Raw genomic sequence first — 14,824 nt, 5'->3', positions numbered from 1 at the left:
GCTATAAACAACAAAGCCCAATCCGATAGAGATTGGGCAGTTTTCAATTCAGTGCTTGGCTTGTCAGACCCATGAAATGTCAGGAGCCTTGACAGTAATTACATCAATAATACTATCGGCCTTACACACCAAAAAATGCTTTAAATTCCAATCATAAAACATTCCTTCGCTTTCTTGAAGAAACCATACGGTAAAACATTCTCGAACATCTCCGCGTCATAGAACCTTGCCCCGTAAGCTTACAGATGCCACTTAATATTATGGTTTTAGTTTATTTCTTTGGTATACTATTCTTTGTGGAATCCCTTAGTATCGTCTTCGTGCTGTCAACATTGATGTTCTCAACTTTAGACTTTAACGAATCAACTTTTTTATTGGCGGAGTCTACCAGTGGCTTTACAATTTCCGCAGCTTTCTTTTCTACGGTCTGCAATTGCTTTTTGGTGTCCGTTGCACTTTCTTTTACCGTATCCTTCACCGTTTCCTTAGCCTTTTCTATATTGGTCGAGTCGGCATCGGTTGAAATTTCATCCATCTCCTGACCTGCATTTCCAGTTTGATTGGTTTTGGAGTTATCGTTCTCCACACCGGTCGTTTTGGTTCGCGTTCGATTCAGCATGTCCTGCACGGACTTTGGTCGATCCTCCGGTTTCCAGATAAAACCAGGCAGCACTTCCAATTCTTGGGTGACCAATCGGAACGGATAGATCTTCTGATCCACCTTCCGTACCGAAACATAATCAATTATTTTCTTGCCTTCCATCCGGATCTTGATCCGACTGCTTCGGTCATGGAACATCTCGGTAATCTTGTTCGTTTTATCGTTGGTGGTAAAGACCAGGTTCTCGGCATTGCCATCCACGAATAAGCGCTCCAGGTTGTTGTTGGCGAAGAAAGCCGTCATCTTACGGCCCTTCAGCTGATTGAATTTTACCGTATCAAGCACCGCATTGACCATAAAGGCGTTATCCTTCAATAGGGCATTATCCATCTTATTGTTCTTGATCTGCATAAAGATGGTGTCGGCGTTGATCTGTGATCCATCCGACCAGATCATCGGTGATCCCATAAAACGGAACATGGAATCCACCATGCCGTAGTAAACGGAATCCGCTACGGCCTGCAGATCCGATTTGAAAACCTTCACATTGTAATAGGCATTCACGATCCTTGTCCGTGCTGTATCGGCATAGATAACGGTAGAATCCTTGACTGTTGTATCGGCCTGTTGGGCGACCTTTAGTGCATCGCTCATTAAAATTTCATGCTCCTTACCTGTAGGCATGACTGCATTTTTTCGCAACACGCTATCGGCCTTGGTACTGGCTTGAATGCTGGCCGGATCGACCGGTTTGGGCTTCGCTGGTGGTGTTTTGGTCTGTTTGGTCGGTTCTTTCTTAAGCACCGGTGTGCCTTGACTTTTCACACCCTTGGTCACGGTTTCCTTTTCTTCCGTAATTTGCTGGACCGAAGAATCACCGGTACTGAATAGGTCGACTTCCTCGGTGTCGCCATAATCAACCTCTTCCTCTTCTTCGATCTGCCCACCATCCCGATCCAATTTCAGATCCAGTGGCCGGTAATCTCGCACGAAGATGACTTTGGAAAAGAGGGTATCTGCGGTCATATATGCTGTATCAATACGGCTGGTCTCTTGTGGAGGAGGAACAATGGAATCCCTTTCGGTGGGTTGCACAGCCAGGAGCTCTCCATTGGCTTCCGCTTCTTTTTCTGCACGTTTGACCTCCTTAACACGTTCTTTCTCTTCTTTTTCTCGTTCCCTTTCTATTCTACGCTGCTCGCGTTTGGATAGATTCGGATCGATGGCTAACGAATCCGAGGCTGCGGTATCCTGCGCTGCAGAATCTGTGCGTACTACGTATTTGATCAATGGCTTCTTCGTCATCAGGATGGACTGGTCGCCCTCGAGGTATTTTCCATAGCCGCCACTGGCATAGAATTTATCCAGCGTATCGACAAATAACACATTCCTGTAAGCTTCACCGAATCCGCGATCCCGATCGTAGTATAAACTGTCACCCTTCAAAAAGCGGCTTCCTTCCGTATAGAGGTTGTTCTTGTTGAATTTGGCAACACCGAATGCCGTATTATAGGTTCCTTTTTCCGTATATAGTTTTTCGCCCTTTCGGCCATTGATATGCGTTGGTCCGAAGAAGAAGGCATCCCGATACATGGTGTTGTACTGCATGGTATCGGTATAGATAATGGTAGATGGATTGCGCACAACAACCTTATTGTTGAAGTATGCATCCTTGGTCTGTTCGAAATAATAGGCGCGCTGGGAGGTGATGGTATCCCCACGTCCGACGATACGGCCACCACCGGTATAGGTGCCGACTTGGCTGCGCATATTGTAGGTCATGTAGTTGGTGGTCAATGTCGTTTCCCCATCGATCATCTTCACGTTCCGGGTAAGGACCGCATGTTGGGAAGAGGCTTCGTAGGTCAGGTGTGTTCCTTGGATAATGGCTCCTGATGGTTGGGTGATGATGACATTGCCATCCGCTTTGAAGAATTCATTGCCGAGGTCGTCTTTGTATAGGTCACCACTGTCCGCGGCAAGGGTAGACCCCTTGTGCTCATACACCGCGTTGTAACTCCGTAAGATCCGTTGGTCAATGAATCGGCTACTGGACGAGGATACCAAACGCATAGGGGCATTTCCCGAAGGATTTTCGGCTATTTCAGTTTGTCCAAAGGTAGTGAAGCACAAAATGCTCAGCAGTATGGTAAATAGGTATCTCACAAGCGCAAAAATATAGAATTAATTAGCAAAAAATTGTTAAACAATAAATTTTAATGCCTTGGTAGCAAGAATATTTATTATCTGTAATTTTGAACAATGACAGTTGTAGATTGTTTACGAGAATTTATTGCTGAAAAGCAGCTTTTAAGTCCCCAAGATCGGGTGCTTTTGGCGGTCAGTGGCGGTAAGGATTCCATGTTGATGGCCTACGTTTTCAAGGCAATGGGTTATGACGCTATCGTCGCGCACTGCAATTTTCAATTGCGCGGTAAGGAATCGGATCTTGATGAAGAGTTGGTTCGCGAATTTGCAGAAACCCTTCAATTCCCAATTTTTGTCAACCATTTTGATACGGAAGCACATGCTTCCGTACACAAGATATCCATTCAGATGGCCGCGCGTGAACTGCGCTATACGTGGTTTGAAGCGTTGCGGCAACAGGAGGGATGTGCTGTCATTGCCATTGGTCAGCATGCCAACGATCAAGTGGAGACGGTGCTGCTCAACCTGACCCGAACGACAGGAATTCAAGGCCTAACGGGCATAAAACCCAAACAGGGACAGGTTATTCGACCGTTATTGGAACTTTCTGCCGAACAGGTGCGCAAGGCCGTGGAGGAATATAACATTCCCTTCCGCGATGATCAGTCCAACTTTTCCACGAAATACGCGCGGAATAAGATCAGATTGGAGATTATCCCCAAGTTTGAGGAGATTCAACCGCACTTTGCCGAAATCATGCTGCAGAATATTGCACATTTCGAGGAAAGCTATGGGTTTATCCAAGACCATGTGTCGCGGCTACGCGATCAACTTTTTACAGAACAAGATGGATGGATCTTTCTGGAAAAGGATCAGCTAAAAGCACATATCCCTTCGGCCTATCTGTTTTTTGAACTGTTGAAGCCTTTTGGATTTCTGAAAAGCACCTTGGAAGATGTCCTGCAGGTTTTGGACCGGGAAATGGGGCAGCGGTTTGAATCGCCGAGTCATGAGCTACTGCTGGATCGGAATCAGTTATTGATCCGCCGGAAAAAGGAAGCTGGAGCTGCCCAGATGACGTGGCATTTGTCCGAAGATACACTCGCTTGGCATGATCGGGTATTCAGTATGCGTCCGGAGGAAGTAATCGGTTATTCCCTTGGAATGGATAATGTACAGGTGGATGCGGCATTATTGCAATTCCCATTGACGATAAGGACCTGGCAACAGGGCGACTATTTTGTACCGCTTGGCATGTCGGGGCGTAAGAAAGTAAGCGATTTTTTTATCGGTTTAAAAATCAATCGGTTTGAAAAGGAGGAGATACCCTTGTTGATCAATGGCAATGGGGAGGTGATTTGGATCGTAGGGAAACGCTTAGATAATCGGTACAGGGTAACAGAAAATACAAAGAAAGTCCTTACTTTAGTATGTAAATAATGGATATGGACGATCAAATCTTGTTTCAGGAGAAGCAATACCTCGGCAGGGACGGTACGTGGATCAGTGTTCGCTTGATCCTGGCACTGTTCTGCTTTGTTGCTTATTATATCAATTGGGAGCATGTTGTTTCGCAACAGTTGTTCTTTATTGTGGGCGTGAGCATTCTGATCGTATCGATTATCATGCTCTATATGGTGAATTACCGCACACAGGTCACCAAGACCCATGTTATTTTGAGCGGTCTATGGACGACCAGTTTGGTGAAGATCGATCTGAATTCCATTGTTAAAATGGAAAAGAAACGGTATTCCAGCTTCATCTTCAACAACCCTGTTTACAATCTGCATAAGAATGGCAAGATCCGTTTCTATTCAGGTGGTAAAGAGGCGGTATGGTTGACGGATAAGGATGGGTTGATCTATGTGATTGGTTCTCAGCAGCCTCAGCAATTTTTGATGGCTGTTCAGCAAGCAAAAGGGCAATCGTAAAAAAATGTTAACTGATATTTTGTTGACAATCGCCTTCCCATCGGGTTTAAATATTTAGTAAATTTGGTAAAAAGCATTAGAAATGACATTTATCTATTTCCTTATATCAGTAGTATTATTTTATTACCTCTTTAAATTTGGTATGCGTCTGTTGATGCCTTTCTTTATGCGGAAGGTAGCTGAGAAGATTGTGAACGGACAACAGGGGCAATATGCCAATGGCGGACCTAGCCAACAAGGCTACGGTGATCCGTTTGGCCAATTCAGACAGACCAATTCAACGCGTGCTGACGGTAAAGTCCGTGTAGATTATATGCCGCCTAAAGAAAGCAAGGACCGCAAGGGCACAGAGACTGCTGGTGAGTTTATTGACTTTGAAGAAGTGAAGTAAGCATCGCCGAGCAAAAAAGCGTATCTTTGTTTTTCCATGTGGCTAAAGCAACTTTCAGTATTAAATTTTAAGAATTATACGGATTCATCCCTCGAGTTTCTTCCCGAGACCAATGCCTTTACTGGGCAGAATGGCTCCGGGAAAACCAACTTATTGGATGCCATCCATTACCTGTCCCTCTGTAAATCCTATTTCAACCCCATTGATTCCCAACACATCAAAAAAGGGGAGGACTGGTTTATGGTACAGGGGCAATTCGATAAAGAGCTGATCTGCGATGTGGTATCCTGCAGCATCAAGCGGAACCAGAAAAAGCAATTCAAGAAGAACAAGAAAGATTATGGCCGCTTGGCCGATCATATCGGGCAGTTTCCCTTGGTCATGGTCTCTCCGAATGATAGTTTTATCATTATGGATGGGAGTGAAGAGCGGCGGAAGTTTGTCGATAATGTCATCTCCCAAACCGATAATCAATACCTGGACCTCCTGATTACCTATAACCGAATCCTGTTGCACCGGAATACGGTGCTGAAGAACATTAAGGAAACAGGGGTTTTCGATATTGGCCTTTTGGAGGTACTGAACCTGCAATTGGTGGACGCGGGGGAGAAAATCTTCCGGCGCCGACAGCAATTCATGGATGAATTTCTTCCTGAATTCAAGCGTTATTACCAATTCCTATCGGAGGATGCCGAGATGGTTGAACTTGTGTACGAATCCCAGCTCCAGAAACACGATTTCCTAGACTTGCTGAATAGCCAGTTGGATAAGGATCGAGCCTTGGAACGAACGACGGTCGGTATCCATAAGGATGACCTGATCTTCAGTATCCATGAAGGGATGCCGCTGAAGAAGTTCGGCTCACAGGGACAACAGAAATCCTTCCTGATTGCGCTGAAATTGGCCCAATATGCTTTCCTGAAAAATAGAAAACAGTACAAGCCCCTGCTGCTGTTGGATGATATCTTCGATAAGCTTGATGAGCTGCGCACCAAGAAGTTGATGCAATTGGTTTCCGAGGATGAGTTCGGGCAGATATTCCTGACCGATACCGATGCCGACCGGATTCAGAAAATATTCCAAGAGATTGGCAAACCAATTCGTATCTTTGACATACAAGGAGGTCAGGTCAATGGCGAAGTATAATGATGATGCGTTTCGGAGAAGTGATGATATTACCATCAAGCAGGCGGTTGAAAAGCTGCTGGATGTGTATCGTCTACGGAAGCGGTACGATGAAACATCGATCATAACCGCGTGGCCGGATCTTATTGGAAAAGCAATCGCCAACCGAACCCAACAAATTTATATTAAGGATAAGAAACTGTTCGTGCGTGTAGAGTCAGCTGTCATCAAGAATGAGCTGGCAATGATGCGCCGGCAGATCATCGGGCGTGTGAACGAATATGTGGGCAAGGTCGTTGTTGAGGAATTTGTGATTCTTTAGAACCATACGTGTTTAATCCCGTAAAATGAAATATTACCTATCTGCACTGTTAGGTTTTGTAATCTGGGGAACATTTGCCCTGGTGCTCAAACCGCTCAGTGAATTCGGCGCCTTAGATATCCTGTTCTACCGTGTTACCTTTGCCTCCGTCTGTATCCTCTTGGCCTGTTTCCTTTTTCGGAGAAAACAAACCCTGGAAAGCATTCGATATATTAAATCCATCAGTTCCCGAGACAGAACCAGATTGCTGATCAACGTCGTTGCGAGTGCAATCCTATTGGGACTCAATTGGTTCTCTTTTATCTACGTCATGAATTCCGTCAGTGTGAATGCGACTTCCCTGGCTTATTTTATATGTCCCATTCTGACCACCATCCTGGCCAATATCTTCCTCAGGGAACACCTAAACAGGGGTCAATGGATTGCGGTCATCCTATTTGTACTGGCCTGTATTCTCATGGCCTATGGACATTTTATAGATTTGGTGTACAGTTTCTTTATCGCCCTGTCCTATGCGACCTACCTAATCCTGCAGAAGAATACATTCCAGATCGATAGGTTCTTTTCCCTGACAATACACATCGTGGTGGGCACCATCCTGATTCTTCCCGTCATGGGTTTAATCGATGTAACGGCACCGAAGACCAACGAATTTTATGGATTTATCCTTATTATTGCTGTGTTTTACACCATTCTTCCGCTGTTCCTGAATATTTTTGCACTCAAGGGCTTGGATTCTTCGGTTGTGGGCATCCTGCTCTATATCAATCCCATCATCAGTTTCTTCTTGGCTGTTTTCTTTTACCATGAGCAGATCAATACCTTCCAGATTATTGCTTTTTCGATGATCTTCCTGGCCATTATCCTATTTAATGTTGCTTATATTTATGAGCGGAAGCGCAATAGGGTGCTAAAAGTATAGCTATGGATATCAAAGATCAATTGTTTCAGCTGTTTGAGGTGTCGGACGCACAGGCCGATCTCATCCTGTCCAAATTCAGGCAGGAAACCTTTGAAAAGAATACGCTTTTGGCTACGGAGGGGAAGTTGTGCGGTCGGTTGAGTTTTATCGAGGACGGTATCTTTCGGGTATTTAAGCTTACGGAATCGCGTGAGGTCACGCAATGGATGGGTGGCAAGGGATACTTTGTTACGGATCTGAGCTCCTTCTTTTTCGGAAATCCAGCCAATTATTCCATCGAAGCCCTTACCCCGGCGACGGTTTGGACCTTGGATAAACAGGCCTATCTGGAAGTTCAGCAGGAAATTCCCGATTGGAACATCTTGGAGAAACGCTTTATAGCCAAATGCTTTATGGTACTGGAAAGCCGTGTGTTCGACTTTATAGCACGCTCGGCAGAGGAACGTTATATTCGCTATTTCGAGCAGCATAAATCCCTGTTCAATCAGGTGCCCCTGCAATATATTGCTTCCGTACTCGGAATGAGCCCGGAAACGCTGAGTAGAATCCGGAACAAACTAGCTAACTGATTTCCTGTAAATTTTTCTTCTTGATTTTTGTCAAGTGGCTTTGGAGAATTGCGCCCTACCTTTGGGTATGAACGAGCAAATAGAAACACATATCCGTATTGATGCCCCTATTGATGCTGTATGGGCGGTATTGAGCGATTTTCAAGCCTACCCCACTTGGAGTCCGACAATTGCTGAATTTTTTGGAACACCGAAAGTTGGGCAGCGCACGAAGGTATTGCTGACGCAACCTGGAGGGACCAGTATCACCATGAATCCTATTTTTCTGAAGATCGATGCCAATCGGGAATTGCGATGGAAGGGACGTTTACTCTTGAATGGGATTTTCGATGGGGAGCATTATTTTCGATTGGAAAGCTTGTCGAACGGGCAAACGGAACTCATCCAGGGGGAAAAGTTCAGTGGTCTATTGGTGCCTTTTATGAAGAAGATGATCCATGGCAATACCAAGTTGGGTTTTGAGGCCTTTAATAGGGCCATCAAGGAACGTGTGGAGTCCAGCCTATAGGTATTGCTCCAGATCGCCCTTGCCTTCCCTGAGGATCTCGAAATCGCCGGATGTCACATCCACAACCGTCGAGGCCACATTATCGCCATAGCCACCATCGATCACCAAATCAACCTTATCCTGGTATTTTTCGTAGATCAATTCCGGATCGGTGGAATATTCGATGATTTCATCCTCATCATGAATGGAGGTCGTAACGATCGGATTGCCCAATTCCCTCACGATATCGCGAACAATGTTGTTGTCGGGAATACGGATACCCACGGTCTTCTTTTTGGAGCTCAACAGCTTCGGAACCTGTCCGCTGGCATTGAAGATAAAGGTAAAAGGACCGGGGAGCGCCTTTTTCAATACACGGAATACGGTGGTATCGAAAGGCTTGGTGTATTGCGAGATGTCCGTCAGATCGTGACAGATAAAGGATAGGTTGGACTTCTCCGGTTTGATCCCGCGGATGGCACACACCTTTTCAATGGCCTTATGATTGGTGATATCACAGCCAATACCGTAAACCGTATCGGTTGGGTAGATGATGACACCGCCCTTGCGGAGTATATCCACTGCTTCTTGAATGGCTTTTGGATTCGGGTTATCGTTGTAGATCTTGATTAACATGTCTGCTCCTTTTCTCTAATGCAATTGGTTCTGTATAGGTAAACAAAAACCGTCAACAGAAGTTTGGTTGACGGTTTTTGTTTTTTATGTTCATTCTTGTTTAGAATTCTGCGTTGTTCGGTGTTCTTGGGAAAGGAATCACGTCGCGAATGTTGGTCATCCCTGTGGTAAACAAGACCAGACGTTCGAAGCCGACACCGAATCCGGAATGTGGAACGGAACCAAAACGACGGGTATCCAAGAACCACTCCATTTCCTCCGCCGGAATACCAACCTCTTCCATTCGGGTCAATAATTTTTCCAAGTTCTCTTCACGTTGGGAACCGCCCACCATTTCTCCGATTCCTGGGAACAGGATATCCATGGCACGAACGGTCTGTCTGCCTTCCGCATCGATCGGGTTCTGCTTCATGTAGAAGGACTTGATCTCGCGTGGATAGTCTGTTAGGATCACCGGTTTCTTGAAGTGTTTCTCAACCAAATAGCGCTCGTGTTCCGATTGCAGGTCAGCTCCCCAACCTTCGATCAAGTACTTGAATTGTTTCTTTTGGTTCGGTTTACTTTTCTTCAATATGTCTACGGCATCGGTATAGGTCACACGTTCGAAATCGTTGTTGATGACAAAGTTCAGTTTTTCTACCAAATCCATCTCCGAACGTTCAGCCTGAGGTTTTGATTTCTCTTCTTCCAACAGTCGGTTTTTCAAAAATTCAATTTCTTCTGGACAGGTATCCAACGCATATTTGATGACATATTTCAATAGACTTTCTGCCAAGTCCATGTTGTCTTCCAATTCATAGAATGCCATTTCAGGCTCGATCATCCAGAACTCTGCCAAGTGGCGTGTTGTATTGGAATTTTCAGCTCTGAAAGTTGGGCCAAAGGTATAGATGTTTCCAAAAGCCAAGGCTGCCAATTCACCTTCCAGCTGTCCGGAAACGGTAAGGTTGGTGGACTTCCCGAAGAAATCTTCTTTGAAGTCGATATCACCGGATGCTGTACGTGGAATGTTGTTTAGGTCCAACGTCGTTACACGGAACATTTCTCCGGCACCCTCAGCATCAGAACCGGTAATGATTGGCGTATGCATGTACACGAAATCGCGTTCATTGAAGAACTGGTGTACGGCAAAAGATAAGGCATTGCGGACCTTAAAGATCGCATTGAACGTACCGGTGCGGAAACGCAAGTGTGCAATTTCACGTAGGAACTCCAAGCTGTGTTTCTTCGGTTGCAATGGATATTTCTCCGGATCGGACTCCCCAATAATGGAAACTTCAGTTGCTTTAATCTCTACTTTCTGACCTTTTCCCTGCGATTCGACCAACTCGCCCTGCACACGTACGGCAGCACCTGTGGTAATGCGCTTCAGTATCTCATCTGGGGTATTTTCAAAATCAACTACCGCTTGAATATTATTGATGGTTGATCCGTCATTGATGGCAATAAATTGATTGTTACGGAAGGTACGAACCCATCCTTTGACAATAACCTCTTTTCCGAAATCTTCCGATTTTAATAATTCTTTAATTCGCGTATGTTCCATTTTTCAGTAAATAATATTAATGGTTGCCCATAAAAGGCTTAGGCCTACAAAAATAGCCAATTAATTGATTTATTACTTATAAATCTCAATTTGATATGCATGTGGCACACATAAAAATGGAGCTCGTAGAGCTCCATGTACAAGGTCTTATTTTACCCAACCCTTTTCGATCACTTCCTTGGCGTGATAGGTGAGGATGGACGTAGCGCCAGCGCGCTTGAAGCTCAATAGTGTTTCCAGAATAACCTGCTCACTTAACCAGCCGTTTGCAATGGCAGCCTTCAGCATGGCATATTCGCCAGAAACATTATAGGCCGCTATAGGCAGGTCGAAGTTATCCGCCAATAAGCGGATCACATCCAGGTAGGGAAGGCCTGGTTTTACCATCAGGAAGTCAGCGCCTTCCTGTGTATCCAGCTGTGCTTCGATCAACGCCTCCTTACTGTTTGCGGGATTCATCTGGTAGGTTTTCTTATCTCCTTTTTTCGGTGCGGATCCAAGGGCATCGCGGAATGGGCCATAAAATGCCGAAGCATACTTCGCCGTATACGACATTAGGGATACATTGGTGAACCCATTTTCATCCAAGATATTGCGTAAATAGCCGATGCGTCCATCCATCATGTCCGAAGGAGCGATAATGTCAGCACCACTTTCGGCATGTGCCAAAGCCATCTTACCCAATACCTCCAAGGTCTCATCGTTCAGGATCTCTCCATTTTCAACAATACCATCGTGACCATCCGAACTGTACGGGTCCATCGCCACGTCAGTGACCACGCAGGCTTCCGGGAAATTCTTTTTGACTGCTTCGATGGCACGCAGGTACAAGGTGCCTTTTTTATAACTTTCAGTCGCGTATTTATCCTTTAGGGACTCCTCAACAGCTGGGAAAAGGTCGAATGCCTTCAGGCCCAGGTTCATGCAGCTCTCCACTTCCCGCAACAGGTTGTCAACGGAATAGCGGTAGATACCTGGCATGGAGCTCACTTCCACTTTTTGGTTCTCTCCATCTACAATAAACAATGGGAAAATCAGGTTGGCGGCGAAAAGGTGATTCTCCTGAATCATATCGCGCACAACAGCGGATTTTCTGTTTCTTCTAGGACGGTGTAACATGTTTTTATCGTTTTATGTAAATGCAAAGGGGGAAAATTCCCCCTTGCGTACTGTTATTTAATAATCTAATCCAAATACGGCTTCTGCCAACCCGATTTCATCAGGTGTGTAGGGCAGGCTGTATTTCAATCCCAATTCAGCGATTGCTTTTGCTGTCGAATGACCAATACAGATGATCTTCTGGTCCGGGTCGGCCAAGTTCTCGCGGAAGTAGGCTTCCACATTGCTCGGGCTTGTAAAGATCAGGACCTCAGCATTGGACTTGTCGACATTTTCCTCGATCACTGTTTCGTATATCGTCATGTCGATAACCTTGGTGTTCTCAGTCAGGGCTTTCTGGATGGTCTTCAACGAGCCTTCAGCACGTGGAATAAGCACCGTTTGGCCATCTACCAATTTAGCGAACTCCTGTGCGATTCCTTCGGTGTCAATACCAAGGTTGTCGCCCGAGAAGTCGGCAACGCGGTTAAACTTGCGGAGGGTATCCTCAGATCCTCTTCCCAAAACGGCGATCTTTGTCTTTTTCAGGATCCACGGTTCCAACTTGAAGAAGTGCTCAATGGCATTCTTGCTGTTGAAGAAAATCCAATCGGCACGTTTAAGGATAAAGGAGTCCAATTTATTGATGGTCGGGAAAATGCGAATCAATGAACGCGCATCCACCTGAATATTGTGCTTGTTCAGGAATCGGGCCAGGTAGGAGTTCTCATCCAAATCCCGGGTGATGAATACCGAAGCTGGCAATTTGCGGTCTTTGCTGTATTTGGCAAAGATCTTTTCAGCCATGCCTTCCGTTGTTTCAGATTCCATAAAGATACGGTCCGGGAAGTCCTCGTTTGTATCGGCAATGGAAGTCCAGGATTGGAATTTACCATCTTTCTTCCGGCAGTAGCTACCCAATGGGGCGTGGCATCCGCCATCGAAGAGGTTCAATACCTTGCGTTCCACGGAAATGGCTTCAGCGACTTCTTTGTTATGGATCTGCTGCAGGACATCGAACAATTCCTGGTCGGATTCACGGATTTGAATCGCTAATACGCCCTGTGCAGGTGCAGGGACAACCTCCACTGCGGGGATTTCCTCCAAGTGGAAGTCCGAAAGGTCCATGTTGATCCTGGAGATGCCGGCCTTCGCCAATACGATGGCGTCGTATTTCTCATCCCTGAGTTTCTGTACACGGGTCTGTAGATTTCCACGAAGGTCATCGAAGTCCAAATCTGGGCGTAGGGAAAGCAATTGTGCCTTTCTACGGTTGGATGAGGTTCCGACATTCGCGCTGTGCTTCAGGGATAGGCGTTTGCTGATATCGACACAATCCTTATGGACGATCAACAGTTCAGCTGGATCTTCCCTTTCTGAAACGGCAGCGATGATAAGTCCCGGTGGGTTTACGGTTGGTAGATCTTTGTGTGAGTGAACAGCCAGGTCAATTTGGCCGGATAGCAATTCCTCTTCCAATTCCTTGGTAAAGAAACCTTTGCCTTCCAATTTGTCGAGGCGGAGGTGTTGAATGATGTCACCTTGGGTTTTAATGATTTTAAGTTCGGCTTCTACTGAAATTTCAGCTAATCGATCCTTAACAAAATTAGCTTGCCACAATGCCAATTCACTGCCTCGGGTACCAATAATTAGTTTTCTGTTCACGTTCAAAGATTTACATATGAATATTTCGGAGGCAAATTTACGGAAATAGCCTCTTAATTCTGACGTTTTATTGTCAGAATCATCAAATTTTAAGAAAATTTAAACCTTAATTGCTTTCGGATTCCGTGGATTTCACCAGGATCTCTTTGGCCATAACCATAGGAACTTTAATGTATTTCTTTTCCATATAGTTGATGACTTTGTTCAGCACTTCACGTGCTTCGGGATCCAGTTGCTCCAATTCATTTGCGAACACCTCGGTCATGGCCATGGAACGGATTTCCTTGATCTTCTCAGGGACTTCTTTCATGGCAACTTCCACGCGGCGCTGCTTTAAAATAGGAAGGAATTCTTTGATGTTCTGCTCGATGATCTTCTCGGCATTCTCCAGTTCCGCGTAGCGTTCTTGGATGTTTTTCTCGGCGATCTGCTGCAGGCTGCTCACCTCGATGTAGTGGATCGGGTGCTTTGCGATAACCGCTGCATCGATATCATTCGGGATCGCAAGATCGACGATGACCTTCTTGTCATCCTCACCTTGCAATAGGGATTCGTAAAGATCCTCGTGGATGATGGCTTCAGGAGCACCTGTACAGGTGATCATGACATCAAACCCCTTTTTATAGTTTTTCAGCTCGCTCAAAGGATATACCTGAGCGCCCAGTTCTGCAGCCAGGGGTTGCGCATTGGCAACCGTTCTGTTGAAGATGGTGAAATTGCTGTATTTATGTTTCTTCAGGTATTTTGCCAAGTTCTGGTTGGTCTCTCCCGAACCGATCACTAAAATCCGTGGGTTGTCCTGAAGTTTCACTTCGCGCAGTTTGCGGTACGCTAGGGAAACTACGGAAATCGGGTTGCGGGAAATGTTCGTGAAGGTATAGACTTCCTTGGCAGTCTTTACCAAGCGGTCCATCATCAGACGCAGAAAGTCGCCCGTAAATCCGGCAGCTTTGCAACGGTCGTAAGCACGACGTACCTGCGCTAGGATTTCCTTCTCCCCAACCACCAAGCTCTCCATGGAACAGGAGGTGCGGAAGAGGTGATTTAGTGCGTCGACACCAGCATAACGATTCACTTGACCTAGATAGCACTGCATACGCTCTGCTGGGACGCAGAAATTCATGCTATCCAAAAATTGGACTACAAAATCATCGGATAGTTCATGCGGCCCATAGAACACAAATTCTACACGGTTACACGTACCGATATAGAATATCTCCGGGATGTCTAAATTGTTTTTAAGGTTAATCAGGCGGTTATCCAACTCTTCGTTGCATATAACCAAATTCCCCAAATCCTTTAGATCAACGTGCTTATGGGTAAACGCTATAACTTTTAAATTCTTCAAAGCCTAATTATTTCTCCAATAATTTTGTTCTGCAA

14 protein-coding genes are annotated in these 14,824 nt (G+C 45.5%); 8 read left to right on the top strand and 6 right to left on the bottom strand.

The window, feature by feature from the left end; all coding sequences use genetic code 11:
• Window positions 1-271 precede the first annotated feature (271 nt).
• The gene (locus G6N79_RS01265) at window positions 272-2,767 is read right to left on the bottom strand and encodes an OstA-like protein (protein WP_146060561.1); all 2,496 of its coding nucleotides are present in this window, start codon (window positions 2,765-2,767) and stop codon (window positions 272-274) included.
• 96 nt (window positions 2,768-2,863) lie between these two features.
• Between G6N79_RS01265 and tilS the strand changes: the two genes are divergently transcribed.
• From tilS to G6N79_RS01225, 8 genes are all read left to right on the top strand, one after another.
• Complete coding sequence (gene tilS, locus G6N79_RS01260) at window positions 2,864-4,189, top strand: tRNA lysidine(34) synthetase TilS (RefSeq protein ID WP_103904801.1); 1,326 nt, start codon at window positions 2,864-2,866, stop codon at window positions 4,187-4,189.
• A gap of 5 nt (window positions 4,190-4,194) precedes the next feature.
• Window positions 4,195-4,680: a hypothetical protein gene (locus G6N79_RS01255; protein ID WP_317046366.1), complete on the top strand. Its 486-nt coding sequence runs from the start codon at window positions 4,195-4,197 to the stop codon at window positions 4,678-4,680.
• A gap of 82 nt (window positions 4,681-4,762) precedes the next feature.
• A complete protein-coding gene (locus G6N79_RS01250; RefSeq protein WP_103904799.1) occupies window positions 4,763-5,071 on the top strand; it encodes a DUF4834 family protein in 309 nt (102 codons plus the stop codon).
• A 36-nt stretch (window positions 5,072-5,107) separates the two neighbouring features.
• Complete coding sequence (gene recF, locus G6N79_RS01245; RefSeq protein WP_103904798.1) at window positions 5,108-6,217, top strand: DNA replication/repair protein RecF; 1,110 nt, start codon at window positions 5,108-5,110, stop codon at window positions 6,215-6,217.
• Complete coding sequence (locus G6N79_RS01240; protein ID WP_103904797.1) at window positions 6,204-6,518, top strand: DciA family protein; 315 nt, start codon at window positions 6,204-6,206, stop codon at window positions 6,516-6,518. Before recF ends, G6N79_RS01240 begins: the two co-directional genes overlap by 14 nt.
• A 25-nt stretch (window positions 6,519-6,543) precedes the next feature.
• Window positions 6,544-7,440 carry an EamA family transporter gene (locus G6N79_RS01235; RefSeq protein ID WP_103904796.1) on the top strand — a complete coding sequence of 299 codons (897 nt, stop codon included), beginning with the start codon at window positions 6,544-6,546 and terminating at the stop codon, window positions 7,438-7,440.
• Window positions 7,441-7,442: 2 nt separating this feature from the next.
• Window positions 7,443-8,009, top strand: a complete 567-nt coding sequence (locus tag G6N79_RS01230) for a Crp/Fnr family transcriptional regulator (protein ID WP_103904795.1) — start codon at window positions 7,443-7,445, stop codon at window positions 8,007-8,009.
• 67 nt (window positions 8,010-8,076) lie between these two features.
• Complete coding sequence (locus tag G6N79_RS01225) at window positions 8,077-8,517, top strand: SRPBCC domain-containing protein (RefSeq protein ID WP_103904794.1); 441 nt, start codon at window positions 8,077-8,079, stop codon at window positions 8,515-8,517.
• Here G6N79_RS01225 and G6N79_RS01220 read toward each other — a convergent pair.
• From G6N79_RS01220 to hemA, 5 genes are all read right to left on the bottom strand, one after another.
• Window positions 8,512-9,132, bottom strand: a complete 621-nt coding sequence (locus G6N79_RS01220; protein WP_103904793.1) for an L-threonylcarbamoyladenylate synthase — start codon at window positions 9,130-9,132, stop codon at window positions 8,512-8,514. The genes G6N79_RS01225 and G6N79_RS01220 overlap by 6 nt on opposite strands.
• Window positions 9,133-9,232: 100 nt before the next feature.
• The gene (asnS, locus tag G6N79_RS01215) at window positions 9,233-10,678 is read right to left on the bottom strand and encodes an asparagine--tRNA ligase (protein WP_103904792.1); all 1,446 of its coding nucleotides are present in this window, start codon (window positions 10,676-10,678) and stop codon (window positions 9,233-9,235) included.
• 147 nt (window positions 10,679-10,825) lie between these two features.
• Window positions 10,826-11,797, bottom strand: a complete 972-nt coding sequence (gene hemB, locus G6N79_RS01210) for a porphobilinogen synthase (protein ID WP_103904791.1) — start codon at window positions 11,795-11,797, stop codon at window positions 10,826-10,828.
• 57 nt (window positions 11,798-11,854) lie between these two features.
• A complete protein-coding gene (gene hemC, locus G6N79_RS01205; RefSeq protein ID WP_103905063.1) occupies window positions 11,855-13,441 on the bottom strand; it encodes a hydroxymethylbilane synthase in 1,587 nt (528 codons plus the stop codon).
• A gap of 106 nt (window positions 13,442-13,547) precedes the next feature.
• The gene (gene hemA / locus G6N79_RS01200; protein ID WP_103904790.1) at window positions 13,548-14,789 is read right to left on the bottom strand and encodes a glutamyl-tRNA reductase; all 1,242 of its coding nucleotides are present in this window, start codon (window positions 14,787-14,789) and stop codon (window positions 13,548-13,550) included.
• Window positions 14,790-14,824: the final 35 nt, after the last annotated feature.

Origin of the sequence: Sphingobacterium lactis (assembly GCF_011046555.1) — a bacterium.
Taxonomy (GTDB): Bacteria; Bacteroidota; Bacteroidia; order Sphingobacteriales; family Sphingobacteriaceae; genus Sphingobacterium; species Sphingobacterium lactis.
Note: the sequence above shows the minus strand (reverse complement) of the source record. Positions and strands in the feature narration are given on the sequence as shown.